14 protein-coding genes and 1 tRNA gene are annotated in these 15,895 nt (G+C 68.6%); 2 read left to right on the forward strand and 13 right to left on the reverse strand.

The annotated features are described in order from the left end of the window. The 6 genes from ROR02_RS13485 to ROR02_RS13510 all read right to left on the reverse strand — a co-directional run. Positions 1–331, reverse strand: a 331-nt coding sequence (locus ROR02_RS13485) for a DUF6538 domain-containing protein (RefSeq protein WP_322789499.1), incomplete at its 3' end; no start/stop codon positions are given. A 105-nt stretch (positions 332–436) separates the two neighbouring features. Continuing rightward, positions 437–511, reverse strand: a tRNA-Gln gene (locus ROR02_RS13490). Positions 512–682: 171 nt separating this feature from the next. After that, positions 683–1,297, reverse strand: coding sequence for a 30S ribosomal protein S4 (gene rpsD / locus ROR02_RS13495; protein ID WP_147164566.1), 615 nt, complete (start codon positions 1,295–1,297; stop codon positions 683–685). A 253-nt stretch (positions 1,298–1,550) separates the two neighbouring features. Beyond that, the gene (locus ROR02_RS13500) at positions 1,551–2,597 is read right to left on the reverse strand and encodes an HlyD family secretion protein (protein WP_147164567.1); all 1,047 of its coding nucleotides are present in this window, start codon (positions 2,595–2,597) and stop codon (positions 1,551–1,553) included. 18 nt (positions 2,598–2,615) lie between these two features. Continuing rightward, a complete protein-coding gene (locus ROR02_RS13505) occupies positions 2,616–4,178 on the reverse strand; it encodes an MFS transporter (RefSeq protein WP_246135547.1) in 1,563 nt (520 codons plus the stop codon). A gap of 74 nt (positions 4,179–4,252) precedes the next feature. Next, positions 4,253–4,765 carry a MarR family winged helix-turn-helix transcriptional regulator gene (locus tag ROR02_RS13510; protein WP_147164569.1) on the reverse strand — a complete coding sequence of 171 codons (513 nt, stop codon included), beginning with the start codon at positions 4,763–4,765 and terminating at the stop codon, positions 4,253–4,255. A gap of 465 nt (positions 4,766–5,230) precedes the next feature. Between ROR02_RS13510 and ROR02_RS13515 the strand changes: the two genes are divergently transcribed. Together ROR02_RS13515 and mtnA are read left to right on the forward strand one after the other, a co-directional pair. Further along, the gene (locus ROR02_RS13515) at positions 5,231–6,118 is read left to right on the forward strand and encodes an S-methyl-5'-thioadenosine phosphorylase (RefSeq protein ID WP_147164570.1); all 888 of its coding nucleotides are present in this window, start codon (positions 5,231–5,233) and stop codon (positions 6,116–6,118) included. A gap of 117 nt (positions 6,119–6,235) precedes the next feature. Next, entirely contained in the window at positions 6,236–7,339 is a 1,104-nt protein-coding gene (gene mtnA, locus ROR02_RS13520; RefSeq protein WP_147164571.1) for an S-methyl-5-thioribose-1-phosphate isomerase, read from the forward strand. 106 nt (positions 7,340–7,445) lie between these two features. On the opposite strand, the gene ROR02_RS13525 is transcribed toward mtnA, so the two are convergent. The 7 genes from ROR02_RS13525 to ROR02_RS13555 all read right to left on the reverse strand — a co-directional run. Further along, the gene (locus ROR02_RS13525) at positions 7,446–8,021 is read right to left on the reverse strand and encodes a GNAT family N-acetyltransferase (protein WP_246135548.1); all 576 of its coding nucleotides are present in this window, start codon (positions 8,019–8,021) and stop codon (positions 7,446–7,448) included. Between the two features lie 61 nt (positions 8,022–8,082). Next, complete coding sequence (gene alaS / locus ROR02_RS13530; RefSeq protein ID WP_147164573.1) at positions 8,083–10,734, reverse strand: alanine--tRNA ligase; 2,652 nt, start codon at positions 10,732–10,734, stop codon at positions 8,083–8,085. A 156-nt stretch (positions 10,735–10,890) separates the two neighbouring features. Beyond that, positions 10,891–12,189, reverse strand: a complete 1,299-nt coding sequence (locus ROR02_RS13535; protein ID WP_147164574.1) for a DUF3422 family protein — start codon at positions 12,187–12,189, stop codon at positions 10,891–10,893. Positions 12,190–12,193: 4 nt separating this feature from the next. Beyond that, a complete protein-coding gene (locus tag ROR02_RS13540; RefSeq protein WP_147164578.1) occupies positions 12,194–12,850 on the reverse strand; it encodes a phosphoribosylanthranilate isomerase in 657 nt (218 codons plus the stop codon). A gap of 23 nt (positions 12,851–12,873) precedes the next feature. Further along, on the reverse strand, positions 12,874–13,611 hold the full coding sequence (pyrF, locus tag ROR02_RS13545) for an orotidine-5'-phosphate decarboxylase (RefSeq protein WP_147164575.1): 738 nt from the start codon (positions 13,609–13,611) through the stop codon (positions 12,874–12,876). Positions 13,612–13,897: 286 nt separating this feature from the next. Next, entirely contained in the window at positions 13,898–15,025 is a 1,128-nt protein-coding gene (ispG, locus tag ROR02_RS13550) for a flavodoxin-dependent (E)-4-hydroxy-3-methylbut-2-enyl-diphosphate synthase (RefSeq protein ID WP_147164576.1), read from the reverse strand. Positions 15,026–15,131: 106 nt separating this feature from the next. Then, positions 15,132–15,895: DUF4115 domain-containing protein (locus ROR02_RS13555; protein WP_147164577.1), on the reverse strand; the 764-nt coding region annotated here is incomplete at its 5' end.

The following is a 15,895-nucleotide window of genomic DNA, read 5'->3' on the forward strand; positions in this document are numbered from 1 at the left end:
AATAGGCGATTCGCGCCAGCCGCGTCTCCTCGGGGATTGGCCCCGTCTTCAGACGAAGCTGGCCCTCCCTGTCCAGGACTTCGTGGTAGAAGTCCTTGATCAAGAGCGCTATCTGGTTGTCCGGGAGCATCTGGTCGGCGCGCACTGTTTCAAAGAGAGCATCGGACAGCAGGTATAGCCGACGGGACCGGCGCTTGGCAGCAGAAACATCGGCCGTCTCCAGGCTGCGGACAAGTTCGGTGCGCTGCAATAGCGGGCGCAGGTCCCTGGGAACGACCCTGCGAAAGTGGAAGATGCTGCCGCGCCGAACGACGTGGGGGAGAGTGCGCATGGTATCCGGTCCGGCTCCTGTTGGAGCAGCGGATTGGAGCAATGCGGCGCGGTCTCTGGAGAGAAGATGCCGAACGTCTTGTTTCTCAAGGCGTTACGGAAAAGTTGGCTGGGGCGCCTGGATTCGAACCAGGGAATGACGGTACCAAAAACCGTTGCCTTACCACTTGGCTACGCCCCAGCAGAGGGAGGCGCACTATAGAAAAAACGTTTCCGCCTGACAAGCCCTGTCTTGGTGCCAAAGCGGGCTTCGCGCGCGAAAACGCGAAGGGCGGGGCCCCGTGCCCCAGACCCCATGAAAAAGGGGGGAAGGCCCATGGCCCTCCCCCCAATACCAGGCGCGAAAAACCGATTAGCGGGAGTAGAACTCGACCACCAGGTTCGGTTCCATCTGCACCGGATAGGGCACGTCTTCCAGCTTGGGGGTACGAATGAACGAGCCCTTCATGCCGTTGGCTTCCATTTCCACGTAAGCCGGCAGGTCGCGTTCGTTCGACTGGATGGCTTCCATGACCAGGGGCATCTGGCGCGAGGCTTCCTTGACCTCGATCACATCCCCTTCGCGGACCCGGAACGACGCGATCGTCACCCGGCGGCCGTTGACCAGGATGTGGCCGTGGTTGACCACCTGACGGGCGGCAAACACGGTCGGCACCAGCTTCATGCGGTAGACCACGGCGTCCAGGCGGGTTTCGAGAATCGAGATCAGGTTCTCGGAGGTATCGCCCCGACGACGCACGGCCTCTTCGTAGTACTTGCGGAAGGCCTTTTCGCTGATGTTGCCGTAGTAGCCCTTCAGCTTCTGCTTGGCCATCAGCTGGGTGCCGAAGTCAGACGGCTTGCGGCGACGCTGGCCGTGCTGTCCGGGGCCGTATTCGCGGCGGTTCAGGGGGCTCTTGGGGCGGCCCCACAGGTTGACGCCAAGGCGCCGGTCAATCTTATGCTTGGAATTAAGGCGCTTGCCCATGGTCTTCACATCCTCGAAGGGGATTGTTGTTGGTTTGTGGTCCGGTAGTCCCAGGCCCCGCCGTGCCCCCATGACGAGGCGCGCGAAAGGCCCGGGCGGGGTTGCGACAACCCGCGTTCCCGGAAAGGAAGGGGGCGAGTATGGGCATCACCGCGCCCGAGTCAATGCCTGTTCGCCCCGTTTCCCCCCGAAAAGCGCCCTTCAACGCTTCCGTTGCCCTCGGTTCTGGCCCGATCCCCACGTGTCACGGTCCTCAGGGCGCGGGAGCACCGGTATCGACGCTGACCACCACCGACAAGCCCGGCACCAGCGCGCTCACCGCCGGCTGGCCGGGGTCGATCGCGATGCGCACCGGCACCCGCTGCGCCACCTTGATGAAGTTGCCGGTGGCGTTCTCGGGACGCAACACGCTGAATTCCGAGCCCGTGGCCGGCGCCAGCTCCTCGATATGCCCGTTGAAACGACGGTGATCCAGGGCATCGACCGTGAACGTGACCGTCTGCCCCACCCGCATGCCGGCCAGCTGGGTTTCCTTGAAGTTGGCGATGATCCAGCGCTTGGGCGGCACCAGGCTGGTCAACTGCGTGCCCGCCGTCACGTACTGGCCCAGCCGCACGCCAATTTCGCCCAGCTTGCCGTCTTGCGGCGCCACCACCCGGGTGTTTTGCAGATCAATCTGGGCCAGGCGCACCACCGCCTCGGCATTGCGGATGTCGGCTTCCTGCGACTGGCGCCCCACCAGGATCGACTGGTATTCCTGCTGCGCCACCTGCAAGGCGGCGTCGGCCTGCTCCATCGCCGTGTGTGCCTGCGCCTGGGCGGTGCGGCTCTGGTCCAGGGCCTGCTGGGTGGTCACGCCCTTGGCCAGCAGGGCTTCCGAGCGGCGCAAGGTGGCCTCGGCCGTGTTCAACGCGGTTTGCGCGCCGGCCATCTGGGCCTGGGCGGCCACGATGCGAGCCTCGGCCGCGCGCTGGCTCTGGTCGGCGTTGGCCAGATCGGCCTGCTTGACCGCCAGGGCGGCCAGCGCCTGTTCCAGCTTCTGGGTGGGAATGCGGTCGTCGATGCGCACCAGCAGGTCGCCTTCGTGCACGTCTTGAAAATCGCGCACCGCGACCTCGGTCACCGTGCCCGAGCCCTGGGCACTGATCACTGTCACCTGACCGCGCACATAGGCGTTGTCGGTGGTCTCGCGGTTGGTCTCGAACGGCGGCAGGCGCCACGCGTAGAGAATAACCAAGGCGCCAATCAGGCCCAGCGCCAGGGGCAGCAGCGTGCGCGTGCGGATGAATTTGAAAGCCATGATGAAAAATCCGACGGATCAGGAAACGGAAGAGGGCAGGGCGCGGCGCGCGAGCCAGCCGGCAAGCACGAGGCTTGCGCCCACGCACGCCAGCATGCCCAGCGCCCCCACCCCGATCATGAAAAAGGCCTCGTTGTAGGCCAGCAGGCTGGCCTGGCGGCTGATTTCGCCCGCGAGACCGGCCAGACCCTCGGCTTGTCGCGCGGCCGACGAAGGCAGCGCGGCCCGATAGGCGCCGGCCAGCTGGTGCAGGCGTTCCACCACGCGCGGATCGGTCAAGGTCACCGCGTCGCTGAGGGCCCGCAGGTGGATGCTTTCGCGCCACTTCACGAAGGTGCCAAACACCGCCGAGCCCAGCAGGCCGCCCACCCCTTGCGTGAACAAGAACACCGCGATGAAGCTGGTGAAAAACTCCGGCCCGCGTTTGAAGGCGTTCGCCAGCCCCGTGCTCATGGCCGAGGGCAGGAACATGGCCGCGCCGAACGCAATCAGGGCCTGGCTGACCAGCATGTTGTCGGGCCGCGTCAGCACGGTGGCATGACTGTCCAGGAAAGCCCCGGTCGCGATGCACGCCAACGCCACCGCGTGCAGCAAGGGCACGCGGGCCAGGGTGAACAGGGCGCCACACGACACCCCTCCGGCCACGGTGGCCGCGAGGATCACCGCGTTCAGCACCCGGGTCTGATCGCCGGCCAGTCCCAGGGCCTGAAACAGGCCCAACGCCCCACTGGCCTGCTCGGCCAGCACCACGCGATACGCCAGAAGCGTGAGCGCGAAGCGCACCATGTCGGGGCCCAGCAGCCACGGAACGTTGAGCAGCGGCGTTTCCCGGTTCAGCTCGATCGCGGCGGCGATCCCCAGGGCCACGGCGGCCACCGCCAGGCACACGCCGATCCAAGGCGCCTCGAACCACCAGTACAAATGCCCGACCGCCAGCACGGCCGCGACCAGGCCAAGGCCCAGGGCAATCAGGGAATAACTGACGAAGTCCTTCCAATGCAGCACCTTGGCGCGGGGAAACGGCTGCAGGGGCAGGCAGTAGACAACCGTCAGGGCGACCAGGGCCAGGCCGACCTCCAAGGTGTACAGCCCCTGCCAGCGCCCCAGGTCCAGAAGACCGGGCGAAATCATCCGGGCCACCGGCGGCATGGACAACGAGCAGGTCAGCGCCAGGCTGATGCCCCAGCCCAGCCGGCGCGCCGGAGGAAAGGACTGGATCATGTACAAGATGCCCAAGGTCGACAAAGGAGCCGCCGCCATGCCCGCCAGGAAACGCACCACCAGGGCCGAGTTCAGGTCGTTGACCATCAGGTGCGCGAGCGAGGCCAGAAGGAAAACCCCCAACCCGACCTCGGCAAACGGACGCAAGCCGAACTGGGTGCGGATCTTGGTCAACAGCACGGTCAAGGTGACATTCGGCGCCATGTAGACCGCCGTGAGCCAGGTGGTTTCCTGCACGGTCGCCCCCAACGCCCCTTGCAGCTGGGGAATATTGGTGGCGATGAGGTTCATCCCCAGCCCCTGGGTGGTCCACAGCAGGGCCGAGGCCAGCATGAACGCGCCCCGCCGGGGCAGGCTCATTTCGTCCGCGGGAGGGGAGGGGGCAGGAGGAGAGGGGGCGGAAGGGGACGAGGGGGAGGAAGACGCGGACGCACTCATGGCCGCCGGCCCTCCCCCGGCCGCGCGGGAGAAAGCAGCGGATCGGCCAGCAAGGCCTCGGGCGACAGGCGGTCGATGGTTTGGGCCAGGCGCTCCAGCACCCGCGCGGTCACCCCCAGATCCTCGTCGGAAATGTCGGAAAGCAGGTGATGGCGCATGATCACGGTCAGGCGCTCCACCGCTTCCAGCGACGGCCGCGAGGCCTCGGTGAGCAGCACATGCTTGGAGCGGCGATCGCCCGGCACCGGGCGGCGCTCGACCAAGCCCTGGCGTTCCAGGGCATCGAGCAGGCGCACCACCGTGGGCGGCTCCAGCTCCAGCACGCCGGCCAGCTCGGTCTGGGTCACGCCCTGGTGACGCGACAGGTGCAGCAGCAGCCGCGCCCGCGACAAGGTCAGGCCCTGGTGGCGCAACAGGGCATCGAACAAGGTCCGCACCTTGCGCCCGGCCAGCGACAACGTACCCAGGAACTCGTCGCGCGGGGCAGGGGCGGGGACGGGAAGAGACATGGGAAAGCGCCTTTTGATAGCTTGCTAACAGTTGTCTTGCTATATGGGAAGACGGCCGCCCACCGCAAGGGTCCCCAGGCAATCGGATGAACCGATTGCCTGGGCTTTTTGCCAAGCCCTCAAACGCCGGGCGCGCACTCCGTGCGCTTGGCTCTCGCGGCAGGAGCCGCGCGCCGCCGTCGCGGCGTTGGGAAGCCCTTTTCCAAGCGCAATCGGATGAACCGATTGCCTGGGGTTTTTGCGAACCCTTCAAACGCCGGGCGCGCACTCCGTGCGCTTGGCTCTCGCGGCAGGGGCCGCGCGCCGCAGTCGCGGCGTTGGGGAGCCCTTTTCGAAGGGCATCCAAGGCTTCACCCGATTGCCCCGCAAGGGCCCAGGCAAGCGCTTTTCAGGGGCGACGGCGGGCTGTAAGGTGCCGGCCCATCCACAACCCATTACCCACGCAACTCAGGGGAGCGCGTCATCATGGCCGAGGAAGAGTATCGCAAGCCGGTTCTGGGCGTCATCGGGGGGTCGGGCGTCTACGACATCGACGGCCTGGAGAATGCCCGCTGGCACACCGTCAACAGCCCGTTCGGAACGCCGTCGGATCAACTGCTGTTTGGCACCCTGGACGGTCTCGACATGGTCTTCCTGCCGCGCCACGGTCGCGGCCACCCGCTGCCCCCCTCGGCCATCAACTACCGCGCCAACATCGATGCCCTGAAGCGGGCCGGCGTGACCGAAATCCTGTCGGTGTCGGCCGTCGGCTCGCTGCACGAAAGCCTGCCGCCCGGCACCTTCGTGATCGTCGATCAGTTCATCGACCGCACCATTGCCCGCGAGAAAAGTTTCTTCGGGACCGGGCTGGTCGCGCACGTCGGCATGGCGCATCCGGTCAGCGCCTGGGTGGGCGACCGGGTGGAAAACGCCCTGGCCGAGCTGGAAATCCCCTACAAGCGCGGGGGCACCTACCTGGCGATGGAAGGGCCCCAGTTCTCGACCCTGGCCGAATCCAACCTGTACCGGCAATGGGGCTGCCACGTCATTGGCATGACCAACATGCCCGAGGCCAAGCTGGCCCGCGAGGCCGAGATGGCCTACTGCACCGTGGCCATGGTCACCGATTTCGACTGCTGGCACCCCGAGCACGACCACGTGACGGTGGAAGCCATCGTCAAGGTACTGCTCGACAACGCCGACAAGGCCCGCTCCCTGGTCAAGGCCATGCCGGCCCGCCTCAAGGACCGGCCCTATCCGCTGCCCGACGGCAGCCATACCGCGCTGGACAACGCCATCATCACCCACCCGGACAAGCGCGACCCGGCGCTGGTCAAGGCCCTGTCGGCGGTGGCCGGCCGGGTGCTGGGCTAATCCCGGGGCGGGCAGGGCGGCGGCTCTTTCCCCCGCCCCCTCCCCCTGCCCCCTGGCCCTTCCCCCGGGCCTTTCCCTGCCCTTTTCCCCAACAGGAACGCTCAAGGAGACGGCTTCATGCGGGTCAACGGAACCGCCTGGCGCACCATCTGGCCGCTGGACGACGGCCGCGCGGTCGGCATCATCGACCAGACGCGCCTGCCCCACGCCTTTGAAACCCTGGTTTTGTCGTCGCTCGACGAGGTGGCCCACGCCATTTCGGCCATGCTGGTGCGCGGCGCCCCCCTGATCGGCGCCACCGCCGCCTGGGGCATGGCCGTGGCCATGGCCCACGACGCCAGCGACGCCGGCCTGGATCACGCCTACCAGGTGCTGGTCTCCACCCGCCCGACCGCGATCAACCTGCGCTGGGCGCTGGACGACATGAAGGCCCACCTGGCACCCCTGCCGGCCGCCGAACGCGCCCAGGCCGCCCGCGCGCGCGCGGCCCAGGTGTGCGACGAGGACGTGGCCCTGAACGAGGCCATCGGCACCCACGGCCTGGGCATCATTCGCCAGATCGCGGCCGGCAAGGCCGCCGGCGAGCGCATCAACATCCTGACCCACTGCAACGCCGGCTGGCTGGCCACCGTGGACTGGGGCACCGCGCTGGCCCCGATCTACAAGGCCCACGACGCTGGCCTGCCCATCCACGTTTGGGTGGATGAAACCCGCCCGCGCAACCAGGGCGCCAGCCTGACCGCCTGGGAGCTGAACAGCCATGGCGTGCCGCACACGGTGATCGTGGACAACGCCGGCGGTCACTACATGCAGCACGGGCAGGTTGACATGGTCATCGTGGGCACCGACCGCACCACGGCCCAGGGCGACGTGTGCAACAAGATCGGCACCTACCTGAAGGCCCTGGCCGCCAAGGACAATGGCGTGCCCTTCTACGTGGCCCTGCCCGGGCCGACCATCGATTGGACGGTGAACGACGGCGTCGCCGAAATCCCGATCGAGGAACGCTCGGGCGCCGAGGTCACCCGCCTGTGGGGCCGCACCGACGAGGGCGCCCTGGCCTGGGTCACCGTCACGCCCGAAGGCTCGCCCGCCGCCAACCCGGCCTTCGACGTCACCCCGGCCCGCCTGATCACCGGCCTGATCACCGAACGCGGCGTGTGCCCGGCCAGCGCCCAGGGTCTTGCCGGCCTCTACCCCGAAAACACCCCGGCGGCGTAACGGGTTCCCCTCCCTCCCCCCCCAAGGCTGCCTTCCAGCGGCCTTGGGACAAGGCCGTCTTGAAAAACGAGGCCTTGGGACAGGGTTCGTCTTGAGAAACGCGCCCTTACCGGAAGGTCGAGGGGCCGCCGGGCCAGGCGGGGCCGTCGGCGGCGGGCGGGGCCTGATCGGCGGCGCCCAGGGCGCGCTGATAGAAGAACACATCGAGCCAGCGCCCGAACTTCCAGGCCACCGCGCGCAGGTGCGCGGCCTGCTCGAAGCCGAATCCGGCATGAAAGCGCAACGACGCCTCGTTTCGGGCATCGGCGATGACGGCGATCATCTGGCGAAAGCCGGCCTGTTCGCACGCCTCCATCAAGTCCCCCATGAGCCGGCGCCCCAGCCCGCCCCGGCAGGCGTCGGGCGCCAGATAGATGGAATGCTCCACGGTGGGGCGGTAGGCCGGGCGCTTGTGATAGGGGCCGGCGTAGGCATAGCCCACCACGCGGCCGTCCTGCTCGGCGACCAGAACCGGGTAGCCCTCGGCGGTCATCAAGGCCAGGCGCTCGCGCATGGTCTCAACGCCGGGGGGCGTGTTTTCCAGCGAAACCGTGGTGTGGACCACGTAATGGGCGAAAATGGCCTGGATGGCGGCGGCATCGGCCGGGCCACCCGCTCGCAAAACCGCGCGCGATGAGGACAAGGGACAAGACCTTGTGAGGAAGAAAAAGGGGCGGAGCCGACACGGCCCCGCCCCCGGGAACTCAGCCGGCCAGCGCGGCCTCGATCGCGGCCAGGGCCGCGTCGGCCTGGGCGGCATCGGGACCCCCGGCCTGGGCCATGTCGGGGCGTCCGCCACCGCCCTTGCCGCCCACCACGGCGGCCCCGGTCTTGACCAGGGCCACGGCGTCCACCTTGCCCACCAGGTCGGCGGTCACGCCCACCACCAGCGAAACCTTGCCGTCGGCCACCGACAGCAAGGCGATCACGGCGGACCCGGCCTTGGTCTTCAGTTCGTCGACCATGCCCTTGAGGTCCTTGCCCGGCACGCCTTCCAGCACGCGGCCGATGAAGGGCACGCCGCCCACGTCGCGGGGCGCCAGGGCGTCGGCGCCACCGCCACCGGTGGCCAGCTTGCGCCGGGTATCGGCCAGCTCGCGCTCCAGGCGCTTGCGCTCGTCGAGCAGGGCCTGGACGCGGGCGGAGACCTCGGCGGGGGGCACGCGCAGCAGGCCGGCCAGATCGACAAGAACGCGCTCGCGCTCGCCGATCCACTCAAGGGCGGCGGCGCCGGTCACGGCCTCGATGCGGCGCACGCCCGAGGCCACGGCGCTTTCCGACACGATTTTGAACAGGCCGATGTCGCCGGTGCGCGACACGTGGGTGCCGCCGCACAGCTCGACCGAAAAGGCGCGCGGCGCGCCGTCGGCGGTGGAGCCCATCGACACCACCCGCACCTCGTCACCGTACTTTTCGCCAAACAAGGCCATGGCGCCGGCGGCCATGGCGCTTTCCGGGTCCATCAGGCGGGTGACCACGGGGGCGTTGGCGCGGATTTCCTCGTTGACCATGGCTTCGACCACCGCCAGGTCCTCGTCCTCCAGGGGCGCGGGATGGCTGATGTCGAAGCGCAGACGATCGGGCGCCACCATCGAACCCTTCTGGGTCACGTGTTCGCCCAGGCGGCGGCGCAGGGCTTCGTGCAGCAGGTGGGTGGCCGAGTGGTGGCCGCGCACGGCGTTGCGCCGGGTGACATCCACCTCGAAGCGCGCGGTCTGGCCCACCGCGACCGGGGCGCCTTCGACCCGGCCCAGGTGGACGTGCAAGGCGCCCAGCTTCTTCAAGGTATCGGTGACCACGACACGGCCGCCCCCCGGAACGGTGATCACGCCGGAGTCGCCCACCTGACCGCCGGATTCGCCATAGAACGGGGTCTGGTTGGCGATCAGCGCCACCTCGGCGCCGGGCCGGGCCTCGGGCACCGGGTGGCCATCAACGACCAGGGCGGCGATCATGCCCTCGGCCGAGGTCCCGGTGTAGCCCAGGAACTCGGTGGCGCCCACGCCGTCGCGCAGATCAAACCACACGGATTCCGTGGCCTGCTCGCCCGAGCCGGCCCAGTTCTTGCGGGCCTCGGCCTTCTGGCGGGCCATGGCTTCCGAAAAGCCGTCCACGTCCACGCTGATCGAACGCGCGCGCAAGGCGTCCTGGGTCAGATCCAGCGGGAAGCCATAGGTGTCGTACAGGCGAAACGCCACGTCGCCGGAAAGCTGGCCGCCCGCTTCCAGATCGGTGGTCTCGTCGGCCAGCAGCTTCAAGCCGCGATCAAGCATGCGCTTGAAGCGGGTTTCCTCCAGGCGCAGGGTTTCGGTCATCAGCACCTGGGCGCGGTCCAGTTCCGGGAACTGGTCGCCCATGGCGCGGACCAGGGCCGGAACCAGCTTCCACAACAAAGGCTCGGTCGAGCCCATCAGGTGGGCATGGCGCATGGCGCGGCGCATGATGCGACGCAGCACGTAGCCCCGGCCCTCGTTGGCGGGCAGCACGCCATCGGCGATGAGGAAGCACGAGGCGCGCAGGTGGTCGGCGATCACCCGGTGCGACACCCGCGACGGGCCGTCGGGATCGGTGCCGGCGGCGTGGGCCACGGCTTCGATCAGGCCGCGCATCAGGTCGATGTCGTAGTTGTCGTGCTTGCCCTGAAGCACGGCGGCGATGCGCTCCAGGCCCATGCCGGTATCGACCGACGGGCGCGGCAGATCGATGCGATCGCCCGGCCCCCGCTGCTCGAACTGCATGAACACCAGGTTCCAGATTTCGATGAAGCGGTCGCCGTCCTCGTCGGCGCTGCCCGGCGGGCCGCCCGGGATATGCTCGCCGTGATCGAAGAAGATTTCCGAGCACGGGCCGCACGGGCCGGTGTCGCCCATCGACCAGAAATTATCACTGGTCGGAATGCGCAAGATGCGGGAGTCGGGAAAGCCGGTGATCTTGCGCCACAGGGCGGCCGCTTCCTCGTCGGTGGAATGGACGGTGACCAGCAGGCGCTCGGGCGGAAGGCCATACTCGCGGGTGATCAGGGTCCAGGCGTACTCGATGGCCTGTTCCTTGAAATAATCCCCGAACGAGAAGTTGCCCAGCATCTCGAAGAACGTGTGATGGCGGGCGGTATAGCCCACGTTGTCGAGGTCGTTGTGCTTGCCACCCGCGCGCACGCACTTCTGCGAGGTCACGGCCCGACTGTAGGGGCGGGTTTCCGCCCCCGTGAACACGTTCTTGAACTGGACCATGCCGGCGTTCGTGAACATCAAGGTCGGGTCGTTGAGCGGCACAAGCGGGCTGCTTTCCACCTCCTTGTGGCCATTGCGGACAAAGAACTCAAGGAAGGTCCGACGGATTTCCGACGTGGTGCTCATGGGTAGGTCCATCCAGATCGCGGTCGCGCTTCCGGGGCGGGCCGACGGGGCCGCCCGCTTCAAAGGGGTGATGTAAAGGGGGAACGGCCGCCGGGACAAGGAAAAACCGGCGTCCCCCCCTGGGCCGGGTGACGCAAGCGGGCCTGGGGCCCGGGATCAGTCGTGTTCCTCCAGGCCCATGGCCTTCTTGGCGCGCCGCAACCCGAGATAGATCATGCCGATCACCACCGGCACCGCGAGGCCGGTGACCAGGGTATCGCTCCACGGCAAAATCCCGGCGGCTTTCAAACCCTTGGCGAGGTAGCCGACCAGACCGATCATGTAATAGCTGATGGCCACCACCGAAAGGCCTTCCACCGCCTGCTGCAAGCGCAACTGCAGGCGGGCCCGGCGATCCATGCTTTCAAGAAGGCGCTTGTTCTGGGCTTGAAGATCCACCTCGACCCGGGCGCGCAGCAAGCTGGCGACGCGCGCACCGCGATTCGACAGGGCTTCGGTGCGCTCCGCGACCGACTGACAGGTGGCCATGGCCGGGGTCAGGCGCCGTTCCATGAAGGCGGTGAAGGTCACAAGCTCGCCCAGGCGTCCCTGGCGCAGATCATCCAGCCGGCGCATCACCAGCTGGTAGTAGGCGCGCGACGCCGCGAAGCGGTAGGAATTGGCGGCGGCAACGGCCTCGACCTGGGCGGTCAATTCGGACAGCTCGAACAAGAGATCGGCGTCCTTGTCCTTGTTGCGCACGTCGGCGATGCGCCCGGCGATGTCGGCCAGCGCGGTATCGATGCCGCGCAGGGCCGGGCTCGCGTTGCGGGCCTGGGGCAGGGCCAACAGGGCCAGGGCGCGGTAGGTGTTCATTTCGATCAGGCGCTGCACGGTGCGCCCGGCGTGGCTGGGGCTTAAGCCCACGTCGCGCACCAGGATTCGGTGGAAGCGATCGCCGTGCAAGCGCAGGTCGGAGAGCGCCTTGGCGGCTCCGCCCCCCAGGATGGCCCCCATCAACACATTGCCGGCGAAGTGACGCAAGCTCAGCTCGCCAAGGTCGTGTTCCGGTTCGTCGCGCGCTTCCAGCACGATATGGACACCCGACAGCACCGGCCCGGGCAAGGTGGCCAGCCAGTCCTCGGGAACCACGGTCAGGGGCATGCGATCAAACGGGGCCTCGCCGGTGCGTCCTCGCCGGATGAAGGCATAGGAACAAAACTCGGTGTGGCGCTCGAAGCGCACAACCAGGCCGCCAAAATCAATGGTGAAGTGGTTGGCCCCCTGCGTGGGCGCGGCCCCGCCCAGGCGCTGGCACAAATCGGCCAGATGATCCAAGGCGCCCTCGTTGTCCTCGCCGGTAAGCACGGCGAAATGCGAGATCTGGGCCGGGGCCATGATCTCGTCGGCGGCTCGGGTGTGCAACTCGTTGGCCAGGACGTCGCGCAGCGGGTGTTCCTGGAACAGGGGGCTCATGGGGTCAGACTCCGCGAACGGCGCGCACGAAGCGCGCGATGCGCTCCGGATCCTTGATGCCGGGCAGGCGTTCGACCCCGCTCGACACATCCACCCCCGGAGCGTTGGTCAGACGCACGGCGGCTTCCACGGTTTCGGGGGTCAGGCCGCCGGCCAGCATCCACGGCACCGGCGACTCCCAGCCCTCCAGAAGGCTCCAGTCGAAGGCCTGGGCGTTGCCACCCGGACGATCGGCGTCGGCGGGCGGGCGGGCATCCAGCAGCAGCCGGTCGGCCACGTCGGCATACGCGCCGACGGCGGCCAGGTCGGCGGGACCGCCAACGGGCAGCGCCTTCATGACCTCGCAGCCGAATTCGAAGCGCACGGCTTCCACGCGCTCGGGGGTCTCGTTCCCATGGAGCTGGATCAGATCCAGGCGCACGGCGTTGAACACCGCTTCCAAGGTGGCGTCGTCGGGATCGACGAACAGGCCAACCCGCAAGGGCCCGCCCTCGTCGGGGTAGGGGACGCCGTCCAGCAGTTCGGCCGCCTGGGCCGGGGTCACGGCCCGGGGCGAGCGCGGGAAGAAAACGAAGCCGATCATGTCAACGCCGGCTTCCACGGCCGCGTCCAGCCCGTCCTCCTCGGTCAGGCCGCAAATCTTGATGAGCGGGGCGCTCATGCCAGTCTTGATGAGCGGGGCGCTCATGCCAAATTCCTTTCGGCAATCAGGTCGTCGAGAATGCGCCGGGCCGCCCGGTGCGGATCGGACGCGCCGGTGATCGGCCGGCCGATCACCAGAACATCGGCGCCGGCCTCCAGGGCCTCGCGCGGGGTGGCCACGCGCTTCTGGTCGTCGGCGCTGGCCCAGGTCGGACGCACGCCCGGCGTCACCAGCAGGAAATCAGGCCCCAGGTCGGCGCGCAGCAAGGGCGCTTCCAACGCCGAGCACACCACGCCATCCAGGCCCGCCGCGTGGGCCAGCGCGGCCAGCCGGCGCACCTGGTCGCTGACCGGCCCGGCCACGCCGGTGGCGGCCAGATCCTCGGCATCCAGGCTGGTGGGCACGGTGACGGCCAGCAGCCGGGGCGGCGCCACGCCCAGGCGGGCGGCCTCGGTCTGGGCGCTGTCGCGCGCGGCCGCCATCATGGCCTGGCCGCCGGCGGCGTGAACGTTCAAAAGCGCGGGGGCAAGCGGCATCACGGCGCGCACGGCGCCCGCGACCGTGTTGGGAATGTCGTGAAACTTGAGATCCAAAAACAAGGGCAGGCCACCGGCCCGAAACACCTCGCGCACGCCCTTGTGACCGTGGCGCGCGAAAAACTCCAGGCCCAGCTTCACGCCTCCCACGTCGTCGTGCAAGTTGGCGGCCAGAGCCGTGGCCTCGCCCACGTCGGTCGTGTCGAGGGCGACGAACAGGGGATTGGCGGTCGGTCGTCCCATGGGTCAACGCTCATGTAGAAGGGAACTAAGGGAACAAGACGGCACGTCAGGCAAAAACACCCGCCTGCCTTGCGCGCAAACGGACCAAACGCCCCGCTTCCGGGAAGGGGTATGCGTTCTCAAGGCGCGTTGGGGGCGGTGCTTCCCTTATACGCGCGCCAAAGGGATGGGGAGCCGGACGCCCGGCGTCAAGAGGCCCGGCGCCCACGATCGCGCACCAGGGAAGGCCGGGGCCCGGTGTCCGGAGCCCCGGAAAGCGGGAGAAGGGAGCAGCCCTCCCCGCCGCTCAGTCCGCCGCCTTGGCGGCGGCTTCCATTTCGGCGGCCCGCTTTTCAACCAGGTCAACGAGATGATCAATCATTTCCTCGTTGCTCACGGTGTGGGCGCGATCGCCATCCAGATACACTTGGTTCTTGGCCGAGACCTTGGCCAGGGTGCCGCCGCCGGTCAGGCCGATGTGGGTCTCGCGGGCCTCGCCGGGGCCGTTGACCACGCAGCCCATGACCGACAACGTCACCGGCGCGCGCACGTGCGAAAGACGGTTTTCAAGGATTTCCACGGTCTTGCACACGTCGAAGCCCTGGCGCGCGCACGACGGGCACGAAATGATGCGCACGCCGCGATGGCGCAGATCCAGGGTCTTCAGGATCTCGAAGCCAACCTTGACTTCTTCCTCGGGCTCGGTGGACAAGGACACCCGGATGGTGTCGCCAATGCCATCCCACAGCAAGGCGCCAATGCCGATCGCCGACTTCACCGTGCCGCCGCGCAACCCGCCGGCCTCGGTGATGCCCAGGTGCAGCGGGTAATCGCACGCCGCCGCCAGGGCCCGGTAGGAGGCCACGGCCAGGAAGGTGTCGCTGGCCTTCACGCTGATCTTGAACTCGGTGAAATCCTGGTCTTCCAGCAGCCGGGCGTGCTCCAGGGCGCTTTCAACCATGGCCTCGGGGCAGGGCTCGCCGTACTTTTCCAGCAAGCGCTGGTCCAGCGACGCCGCGTTCACGCCAATGCGCATGGAACAGCCGTTGTCGCGGGCCGCCTTGACCACCTCGCGCACCCGCTCGACCGAGCCAATGTTGCCGGGGTTGATGCGCAAGCACGCCGCGCCCGCCTTGGCCGCTTCAATGCCGCGCATGTAATGGAAATGAATGTCGGCGATGATCGGCACCGACACCTGCTTGACGATCGACGCCAGCGCGGCGGTGCTGTCGGCGTCGGGGCACGAGACGCGCACCATGTCGGCACCGGCCGCCTCGGCGCGGCGGATCTGGGCCACCGTGCCCTCGACATCGGTGGTCAGCGTGTTGGTCATGGTCTGCACGCTGATTGGGGCGTCACCCCCGACAAGAACGGAGCCAACCCGGATCTGACGCGAGACCCTGCGGGTGATGGTGCGGTAGGAACGGACCGACATGAAGCAGGCCTTTCGGGCAACAAGAGAATGGGCAAGAGACCGTCTCGGCCGGGCCCCGGCCGGGGCGCTCCGTCTGTCGGGGCGGAAGGCCCCCCTAGATACGGGTTCAGTGCCCCGACTTCAACCGATTCGGATCCAGGTGAATGCCGTTGCGTCCGCCGCCTCCCGACGCGCGCCTGCCGTCCACGTAGACCTCGACCCCTCCGGACTCGTTGACCGACAAGGTCAGGCCCTCGGCGTCGGGAACGGCGTAGACATCGCCCTTGCGCAGCAGGCGCCGGACCACCAGGGCCCCGTTGCGGCGCAGCAAGATCCAGGAATCGCTTGTCGCGCGCAAGACAACCCGGGCTTCCCCCTGGGCGGCCAGCACCGTCGGCGGCGCGGGTTCGTGCGTTTCGTCGGGCGGGGGAGCGGACACCGGAGCCGGGGCGACCACGGGCGGCTGGGAGGCCGGGGCGGCGGAAGCCGGAGGCGTCGCGGAAGCCGGCACGGCGGAAGCCGGCACGGCGGGGGCCGGCACGGCGGACGCGGAAGCGGCCTGCCGCGCGGGGGTGTCGGTCGCCGGGGACGCCGCCGGCGTGCCCAGGACAGGGGCAGGAGGGCGCGCGGGGCTGTCGACGGAGGATGTCCGCGCCCCCCCGGAGGCCGGGGACGAAGACACCAGGGGCGGCGCCGGCGGCGGCGCGGCCTGGGCAGCGGCGGCCGTGGAAGTGACGGCCGTGGAAGTGACGGCCGGGGCCGCCGGGGGAACCGAGGGCGCGGGGGCCGACGCCGGGGCCACGGGGGGCGCGGCACGCGCGGAAACGCTCGCCGGCGGCGGGGAGGACGGCGGCGCCGACCCGGCCCCCGGCGCACGGACAGCGGCGGGCG

This window comes from Pararhodospirillum oryzae, from assembly GCF_007992075.1.
Classification (GTDB): Bacteria; Pseudomonadota; Alphaproteobacteria; order Rhodospirillales; family Rhodospirillaceae; genus Pararhodospirillum; species Pararhodospirillum oryzae.